The sequence below is a fragment of the Vibrio chagasii genome, assembly GCF_024347355.1.
In the GTDB taxonomy this organism is placed as follows: Bacteria; Pseudomonadota; Gammaproteobacteria; order Enterobacterales; family Vibrionaceae; genus Vibrio; species Vibrio chagasii.
Genome location: NZ_AP025465.1, coordinates 526,927 through 546,426 on the forward strand (window position 1 = coordinate 526,927; position 19,500 = coordinate 546,426).

The following is a 19,500-nucleotide window of genomic DNA, read 5'->3' on the forward strand; positions in this document are numbered from 1 at the left end:
TAAATGAAACCCATGAAAAATCTCGCCCAGTATTACGTGGATCTACTCGTAAAGCTTGGGATTGTCCGCTTTTCTATCTTACTCGCCTTAGCGCTTGTTGCCCTCGCTGTTGTCGTGCAAGTCGGCATCACTCTCGCACTTAAAGGTAATGTTGATGACATCGACATTGTCCGCTCAGTATTCTTCGGTTTAGTGATCACACCTTGGGCCGTTTACTTTCTGTCAGTGGTTGTTGATCAGCTGGAAGAGTCTCGTCAGCGTTTAGCTAAGTTAGTCTCTAAACTTGGCGACATGCGAGAGCGCGACCAAGAGCTGAATAATAAGTTGCAGCTTAATATCGAGAAGCTTAATCAAGAAATTGAAGAGCGTGAAAAGGCCGAAGAGGCGCGTGCTGAAGCGATGCATGACCTCGAGAATGAAGTATTTCAGCGTGAGCGCACTCAGCTTGAACTTGCAGAGCGAACAGCGCTGCTACGCTCGTTTATCGATGCCTCGCCTGACCTTATTTACTACCGTAATGAGGACGGCGTGTTCTCGGGTTGTAACCGAGCCGTTGAAGAACTGACTGGCAAGACAGAAAAAGACTTGGTGGGTTTGACACCGTGGGATGTCTACAGCAAAGAAATCGCTCAGCAAGTTGTTGAAACCGATAAGAAAGTTTTTGCTGACAACCAGGCTCTCACCTACGATCAATGGCTTGAGTACCCAGATGGACGTAAGAGCTACTTCGAACTGCGTAAAGTGCCTTTCTACAGCAAAGATGGTCGTCATCTTGGTTTGGTGGGCTTCGGTCGTGATATTACCGAACGCAAAGAACACCAAGAGTCTATCGAGAAAGCGAGTCGCGATAAGACCACCTTTATTTCTACTATTAGCCACGAGTTAAGAACACCGCTTAATGGCATTATTGGTTTAAGCCGCATGTTGCTTGATAGCCAGCTGACCAGTGAGCAGCGCAAACAGATGCAAACCATCAAAGTGAGCGCTGTAACACTGGGTAATATCTTCAACGATATTATCGATATGGATAAGTTCGACCGTCGCAAGCTTGAGCTATTCCCAACCCCGATCAACTTTGAAGACTTTGTTGTGGAGATCGAAAGTATCTCGGCACTGATGGCTGAACAGAAAGATTTGAGGTTCGACTTAGAACGATTGTCTGATCTTCCTGTGGCTGTTGAAGTTGATGGTACTCGTTTGAGACAGGTGCTGTGGAACCTTGTTAGTAACGCGATGAAGTTCACCAAAGATGGTGGCGTGGTGATGACTGTTAGCGCCGATATTGATGGTGACTTTGCCAACATCACTATGGAAGTTGAAGACACAGGCATTGGTATTCCTGAAAGTGAGCTCGAGAAAATCTTCGCGATGTACTATCAGGTGAAATCAGGCACCGATAACTTGCATGCAGTGGGAACCGGTATTGGTCTTGCTGTCTCTAAACAGTTGATCAACATGATGGATGGTGACATTGAGGTAACCAGTGAAGAGGGCTTTGGTAGTACCTTCACGGTTTCGATTCGTGTGCCTGTTAATCATGATACTCAAGCCTTGATTAAGACACCTCGAAAACAGTCGAACCTTAAGATCTTCATGGTTGAAGATATCGAACTCAATATCACGGTTGCGCGCTCTCTGTTGGAGAGCCTAGGTCATGAAGTGACGGTGGTGATGACTGGTAAAGAGGCACAAATTGCCTTCAACCCAGAAGACTATGACTTGGTATTGTTGGATATCCAGCTACCAGATATGACAGGCTTCGATATTGCCCAGTACTACCGTGAGAAATACACCCAATTACCGCCGTTAGTGGCATTGACTGCGAATGTACTAAGTAACAAGCAAGAGTACTTCCAGAAAGGTATGGATGAAGCGATCAGTAAACCGCTATCCGTGAGAGCGATTCAAGATGTGATCAGCGAACTTATCGAGGATGCACCAGAGGCTGTGAAAGAAGCCGGAGCGACCAAAAAGGTAGAGGAGAGTAAGCCGACGATTTCTTCGATTGACACCAGTTTGCTTGATATTGATATGCTAGAGTCTTATGTTGACATTGTTGGGCCGAAGCCGGTTTTAGATAGCATCGTGATGTTTGAAGATATGATGCCGGAGTATATGGAAATATTGAACTCCAACATGGTCGCGAAAGACCAAGCCAGTATTGTCTCTGAGGCGCACAAGATTAAAGGTGCTGCAGGTTCAATTGGTTTGAAGCGCATCCAGCAAGTGGCTCAGAAAGCTCAATCTCCAGACCTACCAGCTTGGTGGGAAAACATTTCAGATTGGGTCGATGAGATTAATAACGAATACCAGAATGACATTGAAGTCTTAAAGAGTTGGTTAAACCAAAGGTAGAAGAATAATGAAAAAATTAGCATTCGCCGCATGCGTAGTGGCATTAGCGGGCTGTGCTGCACCACAAGTTGAGTGGCAGCAGGACAACCAAGTTGAAGTATCTGCAGCGACAGTCACAATGAAAAGCAACCTTTGGCACAACAAGATGCCAACGATCGGAGAGACTCAAGACAAAACTCTGCATGGCGCTATTTACCTAGAGTCAGATTCAGAATTACCAGCAACACTGGCGGTGGAGAGCGTGACCGTTAAGCAAGGCTCAGATACCTTGTTAGTAACGGCTGACGATCTTGATCTAAGAACGCACAGCGAGACTCAGTGGGAAGTCGCGTTTGTATGGCAGCTAGAGATCGACAGCGAAAAGCCGGTTGATGTTGCGGTTGAACTGAAAGACGGTGAGACGGTGAAGTGGCTGGTGGAGAAAGACGTTAAGGTTGATACGGTTTACTAACTTCAACTCAGCACAACAAAAAAGGGAGAATGCGTTGGCATTCTCCCTTTTTAATAACCATTGATTGCGCTTCAACTGTTTAAACACTATGTGCTAAACGACTAGAAACGCGAATCGAATTAGTCTTCTAGGTCACCACAAAAGCGGTAGCCTTCACCGTGAATCGTTGCGATGATTTCTGGAGTACCAGAAACAGATTCAAAGTGCTTACGAATACGACGGATTGTTACGTCTACAGTACGATCGTGTGGCTTAAGCTCACGGCCAGTCATCTTCTTAAGAAGGTCTGCACGTGTTTGGATCTTACCTGGGTTCTCACAGAAGTGAAGTAGAGCACGGAACTCTGAACGAGGTAGCTTGTAGCCTTCGCCATCTGGGCTAACCAGAGAACGACTGTTGATATCTAGTACCCAACCGTTGAACTCGTACTTCTCAACGCTGCGCTTCTCTTCTTGAACAGAGCTTGTGCTCATTGAACGGTTAAGAAGGTTGCGTGCACGAATAGTCAGTTCACGAGGGTTAAAAGGCTTAGTGATGTAATCATCAGCGCCGATCTCTAGGCCAAGGATCTTATCAACTTCATTATCACGACCAGTTAAGAACATAAGCGCTACATTTGCTTGCTCACGTAGTTCACGCGCAAGTAGTAGGCCATTCTTACCTGGAAGGTTGATGTCCATAATTACAAGGTTAACTTGGTTGTCAGATAGCACTTGGTGCATCTCTTCACCGTCGCTAGCCTCAAAAACAGCATATCCCTCTGCTTCAAAAATACTCTTTAGAGTGTTACGAGTTACTTGCTCATCTTCAACGATAAGAATCTGCGGGGTTTGCATTTGGCGGTACCTAAATTTGTGACGAAACTGTGCTAATAGAATAAATTCTAGGCAAAAACATAACATACAGGTAATGTATTTTTGATGATAACTTAAAGTTTTCAAAAAAACACTTACTTCCAGCTATCTGCCTTCCTTGAAGTATTGCCCAATAACGTAGATCCAGTACGCCTTTCAATCATTCTTTTAGTGATTGCAACGGATTCTATAATGTTAACAGCATGCTAACAACGCGAGAATGTTAATTCCATTCACTTTGTTGATTTACATCAATTGCCGTATCGCAACAAACTTTAATAGTATGGCTACAACTTAACCAGTGTTATGGTGACTATTTAGCAGGAAAACCAGAATGATTATTCGAGATAGTGATCACATCTCGCCCGCTAACGACCTGATTATGAACCAAGGAAGCTGAACGCTGTCCTTAGAGTCTAGTAGATAAATATGTTCAATCAACCTTGATTCAGTATTAAATTGAGCATAGGACAATGAAAACAAAGGAATAATTTTTAATAACAATATAAAAGCATAGGGGCTCGCCTGATTTCAGGTACGCCTTACTCACGGAGGATATATGCACGATATAACACCCGACTTGTGTGATGAGTTTGAAAGCAAAGTCACCCTACTTAACCTTCCATTACAGAACTTCGGCCAACGTGGTGCGTTCTGGGGAAAAATTGTAACAGTTCGTTGTTATCACGATAATTCGAAGGTTCGCGAAGTTTTAGAGACTGACGGCAGCGGCAAAGTATTGGTTGTTGACGGAAATGGCTCGTGTCAAAAAGCACTGCTTGGTGACCAACTCGCGATTCTTGCCATAGAGAATGGTTGGGAAGGCGTGATTGTAAACGGTGCTGTACGTGATGTTGGAATGATGTCACAAATGGACTTGGGTGTTCAGGCGCTAGGTGCATCACCATTCAAAACAGAGAAGCGTGGCGTAGGCCAAGTAAACGTGACACTGACGGTGCATAACCAATTGATTCAGCCTGGAGATTACATTTATGCCGATTGGAATGGCGTGCTAATTTCATCTGAGTTACTGCTTGAATCATAAGTGGTGAGTGATCCTCAGGTGATGTTTGGATCATAATTTATCCGTCGATATTAAGCTTGTGGATTAGAAGCGAAACCCTAGTCCTACTTCGACACCTTGCTGCCACTCTTCGTAATCAAGGGTGGCATGCAAATCCAAGTTGTCGGTCAGTTGCACTCGGCTTGACACCTCAGCCGCAACAGATTTGTCACTGTCTTCTGTTTCATCTTTATATGTGTGCAAAGAACTGTTGAACGAGACCCTTTCTGAGAACTGGTAACTGACACCGCTCAAGAATCCACTTTCATGCTTCAATGACGCATTGTTGATTCGTGTACCGACGTAAACATCCACGTCATCGAATAAGCTGTACGCGTAACCGCTGTCGACTTTCCAAGTATCGAAACTTTCGTTGGATGCGTTTTGAGATGAAATAAAGAACTTGTGGGCCGAACGATCAATTTGACTCGGCAATAAAGGCAAGCTATTCGCAGAACAAACAACAGGCATAGCAAAGGCTAAAAGAATAAGTAATCTCTTCACTTCCCACTCCTGATGTCATTTATTATTGTTCTTTGAACGTTATCGTTCAATTAAAGCACAGTTCTTGTACGCTTGCTGAACAATCGATATAGCATTTTGTTATGACCTTATATGAAATTGATTGCTTTTATCTGTTCGTTAATCAAACTGTATCTTCGAATTGTCGGTGCACACTGGATGTTTTATCACTGAAATGACGGTTTGCTCTGAAAAACGGTCTGAATGTAAAAAAAACGCAACTTTTCATTGACGTCTAGTGGTAAAAATTGATACACGTAGAGTAAAGCACAAGCAGAGAATTTGATATGCAGCACATAAGCCACCTAGTAATGACCACAACCATTATTATTACCGACATTAACATTGTTGGGGCAGGCTGCTAAGTAACGGATTTTAAAAAAAAGGCCTGTATCCAACAAGATACAGGCCTTTTTTTGTACCATTTTTATGACTTATGGAGAAAGGGATGCGCGTTTTAAAGTTTGGAGGTTCATCATTAGCTGATGCAGATCGTTTTTTACGAGCGGCTGATATCATCGCTAATAATGCCCAGCAAGAAGAGCTAGCCGTTGTACTATCGGCTCCAGGAAAAACAACCAATAAGTTGGTCGCTGTTATTGAAGCTGCACTAAAAAATGGTGAAGCTGACGCACAGATTACAGAGATCGCATCTTCATTTAATGCACTATTTGCAGAGATCAAAGCGGTCGTACCTTCAATTGATGGTTCTGCGTTCCAAGAGCAGGTGGATACTTCTCTTGCTCAGCTAAAGCAGTTCGTGAATGGCATCAATCTACTTGGAATGTGCCCAAACCACGTCAACGCTCGCATCATCAGTAAAGGTGAGCGAATCTCTATCCAGTTAATGAAAGCAGTGTTGGAAGCGAAAGGCCAACCAGCAAGCCTGATTGACCCTGTTCAATACCTATATGCTAAAGGCGATCACCTTGAAGCTATGGTCGATGTGGATGTCTCTACACAGAACTTCCAACAATCACCACTTCCGAAAGGCCACGTTAACATCATGCCGGGCTTTACTGCTGGTAATGAAAAAGGTGAGCTAGTCACGCTTGGTCGTAATGGCTCTGACTACTCAGCAGCTGTGCTAGCGGCGTGTCTACGTGCAGATTGCTGTGAAATCTGGACTGATGTCGATGGCGTTTACAACTGTGACCCGCGCTTAGTTGATGATGCCCGTCTGCTTAAATCACTTAGCTACCAAGAAGCAATGGAGCTTTCTTACTTTGGTGCTTCGGTTCTACACCCGAAAACTATTGCTCCTATCGCACAATTCCACATTCCTTGTCTGATCAAAAACAGCTTTAACCCACAAGGTGCTGGTACTTTGATTGGTCAAGACACTGGCGAAGATAACCTAGCAATCAAAGGCATCACGACACTAAGTGACCTAACGATGGTTAACGTATCGGGCCCAGGCATGAAGGGTATGGTTGGTATGGCGAGCCGCGTATTCGGTGCGATGTCTTCGGCTGGCGTATCTATTGTTCTTATTACTCAATCGTCTTCTGAGTACAGCATCAGCTTCTGTATCGAGTCGGCTGATAAGTTAAAAGCTAAGCAAGTGTTATCAGAAGCGTTTGAACTTGAGCTTAAAGATGGCCTGCTAGAGCCAGTTGAGTTCATGGATGACGTTGCTATCGTGACCTTGGTGGGCGATGGCATGCGTACTTCACGAGGTGTTGCTTCTCAGTTCTTCTCTTCTTTAGCTGAAGTGAACGTGAACATTGTTGCGATTGCACAAGGCTCATCTGAGCGCGCTATCTCTGCGGTTATCCCTGAAGATAAAATTTCAGAAGCAATCAAAGCGTGTCACGAGAACCTATTTAACTCCAAGCACTTCCTTGACGTATTCGTTGTTGGTGTTGGCGGTGTTGGTGGCGAACTTGTTGACCAGATCCAACGTCAGCAAGGCAAACTGGCTGAAAAGGGCATCGTGATTCGCGTATGTGGTTTAGCCAACAGCAAAGGTTTATTGCTAGACAGTGAAGGCTTACCACTAGAACAGTGGCGTGATCGCATGTCGAGTGCGACAGAAGAGTTCAGCCTCGCTCGCTTAGCCGCTCTTGTTCAACGTAACCATATCATCAACCCTGTATTGGTTGACTGTACGTCTAGCGAAGATATTGCGGCGCAGTATGCTGATTTCCTAGCAGCAGGTTTCCACGTAGTCACACCGAACAAGAAAGCAAACACAGCAAGCATGGCTTACTACCATCAGCTGCGTGAAGTCGCACGTAACTCACGTCGCAAGCTGATGTACGAGACAACCGTAGGCGCAGGTCTACCAGTAATCGAAAACCTACAGAACCTAATCTCTGCAGGTGATGAGCTTGAGAAATTCAACGGCATTCTGTCTGGTTCTCTTTCTTACATCTTCGGTAAGCTTGATGAAGGTATGACGTTAAGCCAAGCAACCAACATTGCTAAAGACAACGGCTTTACTGAACCGGATCCTCGTGACGATCTATCTGGTATGGATGTCGCGCGTAAGCTACTTATCCTTGCTCGTGAAGCTGGCATGGCACTTGAGCTTGAAGATGTAGAAGTTGATCAAGCTCTACCACCAGGTTTTGATGATTCAGGTACGGTTGAAGAGTTCATGGCTCGCTTACCTGAAGCGGACACTTACTTCCAAGAGCAATCAGCTATCGCAGCAGAAGAAGGCAAAGTACTTCGTTATGTTGGTGAGATCGCCGATGGTAAATGTAAGGTTCGTATCGCAGCTGTTGATGGCGACGACCCAATGTTCAAGATTAAAGATGGCGAGAACGCGCTAGCATTCTACAGCCGTTACTACCAACCAATCCCACTAGTACTTCGTGGCTACGGCGCTGGTACTGAAGTAACAGCAGCAGGCGTATTCTCTGATGTGATGCGTACTCTTGGTTGGAAATTAGGAGTTTAGGAATGAGTTCAAGTGATATGGATGTTGTCGTTTATGCTCCTGCATCAATCGGTAATGTCAGTGTAGGGTTTGATGTGCTGGGGGCCGCTGTGTCTCCAGTGGATGGCACACTGCTGGGTGACCGAGTTATGGTTAAAGCAGGTGATGAACCATTCTCACTTAAAACAGCTGGCAGCTTTGTTTCTAAGCTGCCAACTGAAGCGAAAGAAAACATCGTCTACGACTGCTGGGTGGTGTTCTCTAGAGAGCTAGATAAAAAAGGCGTTGCGCTTAAGCCACTGGAAATGACGCTAGAAAAGAACATGCCTATCGGTTCTGGTTTAGGTTCAAGTGCATGTTCAATCGTCGCGGCGCTTGATGCGCTAAACCGTTTTCATGGTCAGCCACTGAATGAAACTGAACTGCTTGCCCTAATGGGTGAGATGGAAGGTAAAATTTCAGGTGGTGTGCATTACGACAACGTAGCACCTTGCTACCTTGGTGGTGTGCAACTCATGCTTGAAGAGCTAGGCATCATTAGCCAAGAAGTGCCGTGCTTTGATGACTGGTACTGGGTGATGGCTTATCCGGGCATTAAAGTATCTACGGCTGAAGCGAGAGAGATCCTACCATCTCAGTACCGTCGTCAGGATATCATTGCTCATGGTCGCCACTTAGCGGGCTTTATCCACGCGTGTCACTCAGGCCAACCTGAACTGGCAGCGAAGATGATCAAAGACGTGATCGCTGAACCATATCGTGAGAAACTGCTTCCAGGGTTTGCTGACGCACGTAAATACGCGCTGTCGGCAGGTGTATTGGCTACTGGCATTTCTGGTAGTGGCCCAACTCTATTTAGCATTTGCAAAGAACAAGATGTCGCCGAGCGTGTTGCACGCTGGTTAGAACAAAATTACGTACAAAATGAAGAAGGATTCGTTCACGTTTGTCGCCTAGATAAGCAAGGTTCGATCGTTACAGGAAGTGAGTTATGAAACTCTACAACATCAAAGAAAATGATGAACAAGTCTCTTTTGGCCAAGCCGTTCGTCAAGGCTTAGGTCGCAATCAAGGTCTATTTTTCCCATCTGAACTGCCAAAGTTTGATGATATCGATGCGCTGCTAGCAGAGGATTTTGTCCCTCGTAGCTCAAAGATTTTGTCGGCACTTATCGGTGATGAACTACCGAAAGAGCAGATTGATCAAATGGTGGATGCAGCGTTCCAATTCCCTGCGCCAATCAACCAAGTAAAAGATGGTGTTTACGCACTTGAGCTTTTCCATGGCCCAACACTGGCGTTTAAAGATTTTGGTGGTCGCTTCATGGCGCAATCTCTTGCGGCAGTTTCAAATGGCGGTCAAATCACTATTTTGACAGCAACATCAGGTGATACTGGTGCAGCCGTTGCGCATGCTTTCTACGGCATGGAAGACATCAACGTTGTGATTCTTTACCCGAAAGGCAAGATCAGCCCGCTACAAGAAAAGCTATTCTGTACGCTGGGTAAGAACATCCACACGGTAGCGATTGATGGCGACTTTGACGCGTGTCAGGCGCTAGTAAAAGATGCATTTGATGACGCAGCACTGCGTGAAGAGATTGGTCTTAACTCAGCAAACTCTATCAACATCAGCCGCCTGATGGCTCAGATCTGTTACTACTTTGAGGCAGCTTCTCAGCTAACCAAAGAGCAGCGTGAAAACCTGGTTATCTCTGTACCAAGTGGTAACTTCGGTAACCTAACTGCGGGTCTATTAGCGAAAGCGCTTGGCCTACCAGTGAAGCGTTTTATCGCCGCTACCAATGAAAATGACACGGTTCCTCGTTACTTAGAAACTGGCGAGTGGGCTCCAAAACCGACAGTTGCGACAACATCGAACGCAATGGATGTGAGCCAACCAAACAACTGGCCACGTATCGAAGAGCTTTGCCAACTGAAAGGCTGGGGCTTGGATACACTGGGCAAAGGTAAAGTATCTGACGAGCAGAGCGCTGAATCAGTACGTGACCTTAAAGCGCAAGGTTACCTTTGTGAGCCACATGGTGCTATCGCTTACCGTCTATTGGATGAACAGTTGCAAGAGGGTGAAACTGGCTTGTTCCTATGTACAGCGCACCCAGCGAAGTTCAAAGAAGTGGTTGATGATATCCTAGGTTCAGACATTGAACTGCCAGGTCCGCTAGCTAAACACGCTGCAATGGAGTTGTTATCTGAAGATTTAGATAATGATTTTGAAGCACTAAAAGCAGTACTACGTCGAGTTCAACCAGCGTAATTTTTATTTGCGTGTAGGACCTGATGGTTAAGAGAAAGGTGAATGAGCAGTCATTCACCTTTTTTATTGCCCAATAGCTTATAAAGTTAACTTTATTTAGGTCATTTCCTCGGGTTAAATGGTTTATCTGGTTAATAGTTTTAACCCAAGCTCAACGGAAAGGGATAGTATGAATTTTTTGATTTTCCTTGGCTCTGTACGTGAGAGTACACCACCAAGACCTGCTCGATTAGGAATGAGAGTCAGCAAGGCGTGTGCAAAACTACTAACGAATAAACACTCAGATCATACGGTTGAGATTATCGACCCACTGGATTACGACTTTGGTGACGTATTTAAGCCTGAGTTTTCTTACCATCGTTCCAAAGTACCTGCACATCTTGCGGAGTTAGCCGATAAGATTGCCAAAGCTGATGGCTACGTGATGGTAAGCCCGGAATATAACCATTCAATGAGCCCAGCACTGGCCAATATTCTTAACCATTTTGGTAGCTCGTTATTCTCATATAAACCGAGTGCGATTGTGACGTATTCTGCAGGGCAGTGGGGTGGGGCAAGAGCGTCGGTTTCGATGCGAACCTTCTTATCTGAACTCGGTTGTTTGCCGGTTTCTGCGATGATTCATCTGCCTAAAGCACAAGAAGTCTTTGATGAAGAGGGTTGTGTTGCCCAAGAGTCAGAGCAAGCTCAATGGGATGAATACATGAACCGAACCTTCCATCAATTGATGTGGTGGGCACAAGGTGCAGCGTTACAGAGAGACAAAGTGGATCCTACAACGTTAGCCAAGGCCTTTACTAAAGACCCTTCTCAGCGAAATGCGCCGTAGCCGGTGTATAGGCAAATGTGAGCGCCATAAAAACGAAAAAAGCTTGGTCATCTCTGACCAAGCTTTTTAAATCTTTAACACTCTAGTTTCTGAGATTATAGAGACTCAGTGAACGTACGTGCGATAACGTCACGTTGTTGTTCAGTTGTTAGAGAGTTGAAACGTACAGCGTAACCCGATACACGGATAGTTAGCTGTGGGTAGTTCTCTGGGTGAGCAACTGCGTCTTCTAGTGTTTCACGCTTAAGAACGTTAACGTTTAGGTGTTGACCACCTTCGATACGTGGTGCTGCTTCGATAGCAACTTCACGGCTCTCGTATTCACCTAGGTCTGCAGCTGGGATAACTTGGTCAGCTTCGAAACCAGCAGTAGCTGCAACACAACGAGCTTCATTCTTTTCGCTGTCTAGTAGCCAGATTGAGTTTAGTAGGTCGTCGTTTGCTGCTTTAGTAATTTGAATACCTTGGATCATAACTATCTCCTAGTCCACTGAATGTGGTTTGATTATGGTGTTAACTTTCGATTTTTATTGAGCTGGGTAATATATACCTAATATTTGTGAGGTTAACATTGGTTTAAGTCAAAAAACAACCAAAAACCATATTTTTACAAAGGTGATTATTTTGAGGTAAATCAATAAAACCTTTGAAAACAAACTAATTACAAAATATTTTAAACTATAAAAAATATTTAACGGTTATATTTGTTGTAATTTTACTACATTTATTGCGCTTTTATTGAGCGGTAACCGATACGGCCCTTTATTTATTATGCATTCTGAAAGTGTGAAGTGATTTAATGACAAACAAAATTTCATCGTCAAAACCTGAAACAAATATTAAGTTTATTGGCGCTCATGTGTCGGCAGCCGGTGGTGTTGATCAGGCTCCAATGAGAGCTCGAGAGATAGGTGCTAATGCGTTTGCACTGTTTACTAAAAACCAGAGGCAATGGGCTGCAAAGCCGTTAGAGGCGAAAACTATTAGCGCCTTTAAAGCCAACTGCAAAATGTTGGGCTTTTCAGCGGAGCACATTCTTCCTCACGACTCCTACTTGATTAACCTCGGCGCACCAGAAGAAGAGAAACTAGAGAAATCACGCGCTGCCTTTATTGATGAGATGGAACGTTGTAACCAGCTTGGGTTAACGCTTTTGAACTTCCATCCTGGCAGCCATCTTAAAAAGATCTCTGAGACTGAGTGTCTAGCGAAAATCGCAGAGTCGATTAACCTCGCCCATCAAGCAGTTCCTGATGTGATGGCGGTGATCGAGAATACGTCAGGCCAAGGCACTAACTTGGGTTGGAAGTTTGAGCACCTAGCAGAGATTATCGAGCAAGTAGAAGATAAATCGCGTGTTGGCGTGTGTTTAGACACCTGCCACACCTTTACAGCGGGTTATGACCTAAGAACAAAAGAAGCGTGCGAACACACTTTCGCTGAATTTGACCGCATCGTGGGTATGCACTATCTAAGAGCAATGCACATCAATGATTCAAAAGCTGAGTTCGCGAGCCGAGTTGATAGACACCATTCTTTAGGAAAAGGCGAAATTGGCTGGGATTGTTTTGAGTATATTGCCTCAGATTCCCGCTTTAACGGAATCCCTCTTATCTTAGAAACGATTGATTCGACGATTTGGAAAGAGGAAATTCAAAAGCTTAGAATGTTTCATCGCTCAGCAACGCTAGCGACGGGAGAGGCGTAATAATAGAGGGGAAAATTAATTTTCCTCTTTTTATAAGAATTGGCACCTTTATTTCATAGCTACTAAGTGAATATGTAGTTCACGATGTCTTATAGGAGGTGCCTTTATGTATTCAAAAGCCCAAACTTCAACTGTTTCTGCCGCTCGTCGTTTACCGACTCCAAATCGTCACGTGCATAGCCATGGTCACCATCGTACTCAGCAGAAAAGCGGTTAATCGAGATCAACACAACTTGAACTGATTATTATGATTCATCAACAAATGAACCCTACACATCATGTTTATTGATAGCTGTATGAGGTATAACTAGTAGCCGATACAGCTATTTTTTGACTGGCGAAACCTAGAAACCATGATGATTGGGAAGTAAAACGATGAGCACACCAAAGACTTGGGCATCCATTATTAATGACGAACGTGAGAAAGAGTACTTCCAAAGTGTTCTCGCTTTCGTCGAACAGCAACGAAATAGTGGGAAAACCATCTACCCACCTCAAGAGCAGGTATTCAGCGCTTTTGATATGACGCCCTTTGAGTCTGTACGAGTGGTTATCCTAGGACAAGACCCTTATCACGGTGCTAATCAAGCACACGGCTTGGCCTTCTCTGTATTGCCCGGCGTTAAAATCCCGCCTTCTCTACGCAACATGTACAAAGAACTGGCACAAGATATCGAAGGTTTTGAAGCGCCTAACCATGGTTACCTTGAAGATTGGGCATCACAAGGGGTGTTGATGTTGAATACTGTTTTAACAGTAGAAGAGGCACAAGCACACTCACATGCCAAATGTGGCTGGGAAACCTTTACCGATGCCATTATTGCAGAGCTGAACCAGCGTTCTGAGCCGATTATTTTCTTGTTGTGGGGCGCGAATGCGCAGAAGAAAGGCCAAGCGATTGACACACAGAAACATCATGTGTTAGCTGCACCTCATCCTTCACCGCTGTCGGCACGTCGCGGTTTCTTTGGTTGCCAGCATTTTTCAACGGCTAACAAACTACTTTCTTCTATGGATCAGCAACCTATCGACTGGCGCCTACCTGCAGAAGTGTAGGTTGGTTGTTTTCTGAGCAGGGTCAAATCATAACTCGGTATCTTCGTATACACTTATAAATAGTAGGTGTAATGGAGTGCAATACTATGATGATTGAAAGGATAAGACGAGAGCATGGCTATATGGCTCGATTACTCGCGATACTCAACAATAAGTTAGAGTTTCTAAAACAGGAGCGAGAAATAAACTATAGCCTTATCGCTGAGGTGGTTCACTACTTGATGAACCATTCAGATAAAGTACATCACCCTAAAGAAGACGTCATTTATCGCTATTACCTTAAGCAATATGGCAGTGACCAAGCAATTGAGGACTTGGAACTCGAGCATCAATTGCTATCTGAGAAAACGGCTGACTTTTTAGGTGTGGTAGACATGATCCTCCAAGATGCCGTGGTTCCACAGCAGGTGTTCATCGATCAACTCGAAAGCTTTGTTAAAGCGCAGCGAAAGCATATGGAGTATGAAGAGAAGCATGTGTTACCTATGATCGTGCAAGCATTTACAGTGAAGGATTGGCAAGAGGTTGAATCGCAATGGCTTCAACCCGAAGACGATCCTGTGTTTGGGGATACGATTGCTGATCAGTATCGTCAACTCGCGGCGCGCGTGCGACAAAATGAACAAGAGTGTGTTTAGCGAGTTAGTATTTCCCTCTATATTAAAGGGGTCTTTCCCTCACAACGGAAATTTCAAAATGACTCGCAGCGCACGATAACACCAAATGAAAGAAAAAAAGCACCTTCATAGGTGCCTTTTGCTATCTGTTTTCTTATCGTGCTGATTAAAGCTTTATATCGTCAAGGCTAAAATCAAGACCTAGGTTCATCTCTCTTAGCTCTTTCTCAAGCTGCCTACGATCGTTGATTGCTTCGATTTCACGCCACTTACGCTTGAGTGGTTTAGAGCGTGTTTTCTGAGTTGCACGTGGCATTTCTAGTTCTGATATTTCATCGAATTGAAAGTTATCCATAAGCCATATCTCCTTCCGTGGGACTAGTTCTTACGAACTATTAAATATCATAATTAGGTTCACCATAACCTTGATTTGTTTCTCATTTGTTTCAAATCTATGAAGGTTTTGTTTTCGTTTTCTATGCATGCTCACACATTGTGGTGATTTTTATGTATGAAAAGTGAGCAAACAAACCGAAGTAAACGATTAAATTACAGGTTGTGGAATGTTAATTCATTGTGCGAAAGGAATAGCACTTTATCGACAATGCATTTAACTGCGTATCACGCTTTATTGGAGAGTCATCTTATCGTCCTAGAAAAAAACGCAGAACTTCACTATACCTTGTAAAACCTAGGCTGACGTTACTTTTACGGTGTGTCGTTCTTATTCGGTGGGGTCGGTTGTTGATGTTGAGATTATGTCCCGATAATGTGACTTTTATTGGGCTGGATTGTTGAAAAATGTGTTAACAAAAGGTGTGTTATTAGTGAAATGTCATTTTGATATAAATCAATTTGCATATTGATTTTTAGGTCGTCTCGCTGCATTATCCGCCCGTCAAAAAATACACCGATACGTAAAATGGATGCATGAAGCGACATTTACAATCTAGATCGCAACAAATAAATATAAAACTAATGCCGACACAACTATTGACACTGGCATAGGTGATCTAGGGGAAGGCTTGGAAGCATGATCGGTGCTTAAACTCAATTACGAGGTTCACGTGACAGACTTAATCAATTTGATGAACGATCTCCTTTGGGGATCTATCTTAGTTTATTTACTGGTTGGTGTGGGTATCTACTTCACCGTACGACTAGGCTTCATTCAATTCCGCCATTTCGGCCACATGTTCTCGGTTCTAAAGAACAGCCGCAAAGCAGACAGTGCTGGTATCTCTTCTTTCCAAGCTCTTTGTACTAGTCTTGCTGCTCGTGTTGGTACGGGTAACATGGCAGGTGTTGCTGTAGCACTTACTGCTGGTGGCCCTGGTGCTATCTTCTGGATGTGGCTAATTGCAATGCTAGGTATGGCAACATCATTTGCTGAAAGTACGCTAGCGCAGTTATACAAAACACGCGATAACGACGGTAACTACCGTGGTGGCCCTGCATACTACATGGAGAAAGGCCTTGGCATGCGTTGGATGGGGGTTCTATTCTCTATCTTCCTAATCATCGCATTCGGTCTTGTATTCAACGCGGTTCAAGCGAACGCGATTGCAAGTGCAATGAATACAGCGTTTGACTTTGAACGCAGCTACACAGGTGTAGCAATCGTAATTATCTCTGCATTCGTTATCTTCGGTGGTATCCGTAAGATTGCACGTACTGCAGAAATCATCGTTCCAATCATGGCATTGGCTTACCTTGCTATCGCTCTGTTTATCATGTTTGCGAACATTGAAAGAGTGCCTGAAGTGATCGCTCTTATCTTCAAGAGTGCATTCGGCCTACAAGAAGCGGCTGCCGGCGGTCTAGGTTACGCAATTGCACAAGCGATGATTAACGGCATCAAACGTGGTCTGTTCTCGAACGAAGCGGGTATGGGTTCTGCGCCAAACGCAGCAGCTTCTGCTACGCCTTACCCACCGCACCCAGCATCACAAGGTTATGTACAAATGTTAGGTGTATTCATGGATACGATCGTTATCTGTTCTGCAACAGTAGCAATCATCCTGATGTCTGGTGAGTATGTACCACACGGTGAAGTAACAGGTATCGAGCTGACTCAACGTGCACTAACAGCACAAGTAGGCTCTTGGGGCGGTATTTTTGTAGCGGTAGCGATTTTCTTCTTCGCTTTCACTTCAATCATTGCAAACTACTCGTACGCTGAAACGAACCTGATTTTCCTAGAGCACAACAATAAGAAAGGCCTCGTGCTATTCCGTATTATTGTTCTGGGTATGGTTATGTTTGGTTCTCTAGCAACGCTACCTACGGTATGGGCACTGGCTGACGTATCGATGGGTCTAATGGCGATTGTTAACTTGGTGGCGATTATCCTGCTATCAGGCATCGTGATTAAGCTAGCGAAGGACTACAACCGCCAACTTGACGCGGGTAAAGTACCGACATTTGATGCAAATGACTTCCCTGAGCTTAAGTCTCAACTGGAAGATGGTATTTGGGACAACAACAAGAAGTAGTTTTGTTGGAGTGATAAAGCGCTTATCCTAAAACAACTGCAAAGGCTAAGGTTTCGACCTTAGCCTTTTTCTTTGCCTGCTTTTTCGTTCTCAGCGGCTTTTGATGATTGAAAGTGGGTGGTTATAATCATCTATCAAAGTAATAGGAAGAGTCATAAAGACAAGTTGATGTTTTTTCTATACTCTAGCAGCATCCAGTTAGATAACCGATTAGGGTAAAGTTATGTTAGTTGTCGTGTCTCCAGCCAAAACACTTGATTACGAATCACCATTAGCGACAGAACGCTTTAGTCAGCCTGAGTTTGTTGAACACTCTGCTGAACTGATTGAAGAGTGCCGCAAGCTGACACCAGCAGATGTCTCTGCATTGATGAAAGTGAGCGATAAGATCGCAGGGTTGAACGTAGCGCGCTTTGAGCAGTGGAGCGAGACTTTTACCCAAGAGAATGCACGTCAAGCCATCCTTGCCTTCAAAGGTGATGTATACACAGGCCTAGACGCTGAAACACTGTCGGATGAAGATTTTGACTACGCACAGAACCACCTGCGTATGCTTTCTGGTCTTTACGGCTTACTAAAGCCACTTGATTTGATGCAACCTTACCGCCTAGAAATGGGCACGCGTTTAGCGAATGCTCGTGGTACTAATTTGTACCAGTTCTGGGGCAATATCATCACAGACAAGCTGAATGAAGCGCTGAATGCTCAAGGCGACAATGTGCTGATCAACCTAGCATCTAACGAGTACTTCAAAGCGGTAAAACCAAAGAACTTGGATGGCCAAGTGATTACACCGGTATTCAAAGACTGCAAGAACGGTCAATACAAGGTGATCAGTTTCTACGCGAAAAAGGCGCGCGGCATGATGGCTCGCTACATCATTGAGAACAAAGTGGACTCAATTGAAGCACTGACTAAGTTTGATACCGCGGGTTACTACTTCGTAGAAGAAGAGTCGAATGCGAAAGAGCTTGTCTTCAAGCGTGAAGAGCAAAACTAGACGTTATTGATTCAAGGTAGTCGAGCTCTATGGCGAGACACCAGCCAGATAGAGAAAAGCCCCATGCAGTTCGCTGCGTGGGACTTTTTGTTGAATCATTCAAAAGTTAGCAGATTACTTTTTCTTAGCCGCTTTCTTTTTCTTCGCGATTTTTTTCTTCTTCGCGAGCTTCTGCTTCTCTACTGCTTTCTTATCTTCTTTCTTTGGTTTCTTTTTCTTCGTTACCGTGGCTTTCTTGTGTGTTGGACGCATGCCTTCAACGAAGCGCTCTTTGATTGCTTCTTTGGTGTAACGAGCAACGCGTTCAATCATCAATTGATCGTGCGCTTCGATTAGAGAAACCGCATTACCTTTTTTACCAGCACGAGCCGTACGGCCAATTCGGTGTAAGTAAACATCAGCTGTGCGTGGCATGTCGTAGTTAATTACATGGCTTACATCTGGAAGGTCTATACCACGAGCCGCTACGTCAGTTGCTAGCAGTACGTTTACAGTGCCATCACGGAAACGAGCAATCGCATTGTTACGACGATCTTGAGGCATTTCGCCTTGAATCCAAGCACATGGAATCTGAGCGCTCTCTAGCAGTGCACGCAGGTCACCTAAACGCTCACGAGTTTTCAAGAAGACGATGCTACGCTCAGCTTCTTTAGTAATGATGTGTTTTAGCAGCTCAAGTTTGTGCTCTGCTGTGTCTGCACGGTGGTACCACTGAGTGATCTTTTTACGCTCACGTAGTGATGACTTTGCGTCGATCTCTGCTGGGTTGTTCAGTAGGTCTTCAGTGAAACCTTCAACACCTTTACCTTCTAGCGTTGCTGAGAAAAGTAAAGTTTGCTTACGCCAGCGACACTCTGCAGATAGGCGATCAACAACAGGACCAAAGCCCATGTCTAACATGCGGTCTGCTTCGTCTAAGATCAGCCATTCGATCGCACGACAATCAAAGCGCTCAGCTTCGATGTATTCCATTAGGCGGCCTGGAGTCGCAACAACGATGTCTTGGGTGGTGCCAAGAATGTCTGCGTGCTCTTGGTACATCACACCACCTGTGATGGTGAAGATGTTTAGCGCAGTGTATTTCGCAAGTTCACGAGCTTGGTCAGTGATCTGCATTGCTAGTTCACGGGTCGGCGTCAGGATAAGCATACGAGCAGGGCCCGCTTTCTTACGTGGGAAATCCTGAAGGTACTGCAGTGCTGGCAGTACGAATGAGGCTGTTTTACCAGTACCTGTTGGCGCAGAAGCCAAAACGTCTCTTCCATCTAACGCTTGTGGGATTGCTTCAGCTTGTATCTGTGTTGGGCGTTCGTAGCCCATTTCGTCAATTGCTTTAAGCAGCTCTTGGTTTAGATCGAGTTCTGCAAAGGTTCTGATCACTGTTG

General features: G+C 44.6%; 18 protein-coding genes and 1 other annotated feature. Of the genes, 12 read left to right on the forward strand and 6 right to left on the reverse strand.

Annotated features, from left to right (window positions below; genetic code table 11):
• Positions 1-3 precede the first annotated feature (3 nt).
• Both arcB and OCV52_RS02325 read left to right on the forward strand, forming a co-directional pair.
• Positions 4-2,355 (forward strand): aerobic respiration two-component sensor histidine kinase ArcB, encoded by a 2,352-nt coding sequence (gene arcB / locus OCV52_RS02320; RefSeq protein WP_137408235.1) that lies wholly within the window; start codon positions 4-6, stop codon positions 2,353-2,355.
• Positions 2,356-2,362: 7 nt separating this feature from the next.
• Entirely contained in the window at positions 2,363-2,806 is a 444-nt protein-coding gene (locus tag OCV52_RS02325) for a hypothetical protein (protein ID WP_137408234.1), read from the forward strand.
• A gap of 119 nt (positions 2,807-2,925) precedes the next feature.
• On the opposite strand, the gene arcA is transcribed toward OCV52_RS02325, so the two are convergent.
• Together arcA and OCV52_RS25625 are read right to left on the reverse strand one after the other, a co-directional pair.
• Complete coding sequence (arcA, locus tag OCV52_RS02330) at positions 2,926-3,642, reverse strand: two-component system response regulator ArcA (protein WP_004741534.1); 717 nt, start codon at positions 3,640-3,642, stop codon at positions 2,926-2,928.
• A 372-nt stretch (positions 3,643-4,014) separates the two neighbouring features.
• Complete coding sequence (locus tag OCV52_RS25625) at positions 4,015-4,167, reverse strand: ribonuclease activity regulator protein RraA (RefSeq protein ID WP_137408245.1); 153 nt, start codon at positions 4,165-4,167, stop codon at positions 4,015-4,017.
• Positions 4,168-4,219: 52 nt separating this feature from the next.
• Between OCV52_RS25625 and OCV52_RS02335 the strand changes: the two genes are divergently transcribed.
• Positions 4,220-4,705, forward strand: coding sequence for a putative 4-hydroxy-4-methyl-2-oxoglutarate aldolase (locus OCV52_RS02335; RefSeq protein ID WP_061033359.1), 486 nt, complete (start codon positions 4,220-4,222; stop codon positions 4,703-4,705).
• A gap of 63 nt (positions 4,706-4,768) precedes the next feature.
• Here the strand turns inward: OCV52_RS02335 and OCV52_RS02340 are convergent, their stop codons facing one another.
• Positions 4,769-5,227, reverse strand: a complete 459-nt coding sequence (locus tag OCV52_RS02340) for a ribonuclease regulator (RefSeq protein WP_032498815.1) — start codon at positions 5,225-5,227, stop codon at positions 4,769-4,771.
• A 318-nt stretch (positions 5,228-5,545) separates the two neighbouring features.
• Positions 5,546-5,664: a sequence feature (Thr leader region), on the forward strand.
• A gap of 29 nt (positions 5,665-5,693) precedes the next feature.
• On the opposite strand from OCV52_RS02340, the gene thrA reads away from it, so the two are divergent.
• The 4 genes from thrA (at position 5,694) to OCV52_RS02360 (ending at position 11,239) form a co-directional block, all read left to right on the forward strand.
• Positions 5,694-8,153 (forward strand): bifunctional aspartate kinase/homoserine dehydrogenase I, encoded by a 2,460-nt coding sequence (gene thrA / locus OCV52_RS02345; RefSeq protein WP_137408233.1) that lies wholly within the window; start codon positions 5,694-5,696, stop codon positions 8,151-8,153.
• Positions 8,154-8,170: 17 nt separating this feature from the next.
• The gene (thrB, locus tag OCV52_RS02350) at positions 8,171-9,127 is read left to right on the forward strand and encodes a homoserine kinase (protein WP_137408244.1); all 957 of its coding nucleotides are present in this window, start codon (positions 8,171-8,173) and stop codon (positions 9,125-9,127) included.
• On the forward strand, positions 9,124-10,410 hold the full coding sequence (gene thrC / locus OCV52_RS02355) for a threonine synthase (protein ID WP_102423582.1): 1,287 nt from the start codon (positions 9,124-9,126) through the stop codon (positions 10,408-10,410). The genes thrB and thrC overlap by 4 nt, the downstream gene beginning before the upstream one ends.
• Before the next feature lie 169 nt (positions 10,411-10,579).
• Positions 10,580-11,239 (forward strand): NADPH-dependent FMN reductase, encoded by a 660-nt coding sequence (locus OCV52_RS02360; protein WP_008224348.1) that lies wholly within the window; start codon positions 10,580-10,582, stop codon positions 11,237-11,239.
• A 95-nt stretch (positions 11,240-11,334) separates the two neighbouring features.
• Here OCV52_RS02360 and grcA read toward each other — a convergent pair whose 3' ends face one another.
• On the reverse strand, positions 11,335-11,712 hold the full coding sequence (gene grcA, locus OCV52_RS02365) for an autonomous glycyl radical cofactor GrcA (protein ID WP_004739575.1): 378 nt from the start codon (positions 11,710-11,712) through the stop codon (positions 11,335-11,337).
• Between the two features lie 326 nt (positions 11,713-12,038).
• On the opposite strand from grcA, the gene nfo reads away from it, so the two are divergent.
• From nfo to OCV52_RS02380, 3 genes are all read left to right on the forward strand, one after another.
• The gene (nfo, locus tag OCV52_RS02370) at positions 12,039-12,947 is read left to right on the forward strand and encodes a deoxyribonuclease IV (RefSeq protein ID WP_170222461.1); all 909 of its coding nucleotides are present in this window, start codon (positions 12,039-12,041) and stop codon (positions 12,945-12,947) included.
• 375 nt (positions 12,948-13,322) lie between these two features.
• Positions 13,323-14,003, forward strand: a complete 681-nt coding sequence (ung, locus tag OCV52_RS02375; RefSeq protein WP_137408232.1) for a uracil-DNA glycosylase — start codon at positions 13,323-13,325, stop codon at positions 14,001-14,003.
• Positions 14,004-14,089: 86 nt separating this feature from the next.
• Complete coding sequence (locus OCV52_RS02380) at positions 14,090-14,641, forward strand: hemerythrin domain-containing protein (RefSeq protein WP_105058979.1); 552 nt, start codon at positions 14,090-14,092, stop codon at positions 14,639-14,641.
• A gap of 145 nt (positions 14,642-14,786) precedes the next feature.
• Here the strand turns inward: OCV52_RS02380 and OCV52_RS02385 are convergent, their stop codons facing one another.
• Complete coding sequence (locus OCV52_RS02385) at positions 14,787-14,975, reverse strand: DUF3545 family protein (protein WP_004739567.1); 189 nt, start codon at positions 14,973-14,975, stop codon at positions 14,787-14,789.
• A gap of 712 nt (positions 14,976-15,687) precedes the next feature.
• Between OCV52_RS02385 and OCV52_RS02390 the strand changes: the two genes are divergently transcribed.
• Together OCV52_RS02390 and yaaA are read left to right on the forward strand one after the other, a co-directional pair.
• The gene (locus tag OCV52_RS02390; RefSeq protein WP_137408231.1) at positions 15,688-17,115 is read left to right on the forward strand and encodes an alanine/glycine:cation symporter family protein; all 1,428 of its coding nucleotides are present in this window, start codon (positions 15,688-15,690) and stop codon (positions 17,113-17,115) included.
• A 223-nt stretch (positions 17,116-17,338) separates the two neighbouring features.
• A complete protein-coding gene (gene yaaA / locus OCV52_RS02395; RefSeq protein ID WP_004739564.1) occupies positions 17,339-18,115 on the forward strand; it encodes a peroxide stress protein YaaA in 777 nt (258 codons plus the stop codon).
• A gap of 114 nt (positions 18,116-18,229) precedes the next feature.
• Here yaaA and srmB read toward each other — a convergent pair whose 3' ends face one another.
• Positions 18,230-19,495 carry an ATP-dependent RNA helicase SrmB gene (gene srmB / locus OCV52_RS02400; protein WP_137408230.1) on the reverse strand — a complete coding sequence of 422 codons (1,266 nt, stop codon included), beginning with the start codon at positions 19,493-19,495 and terminating at the stop codon, positions 18,230-18,232.
• Between the last annotated feature and the right edge of the window lie 5 nt (positions 19,496-19,500).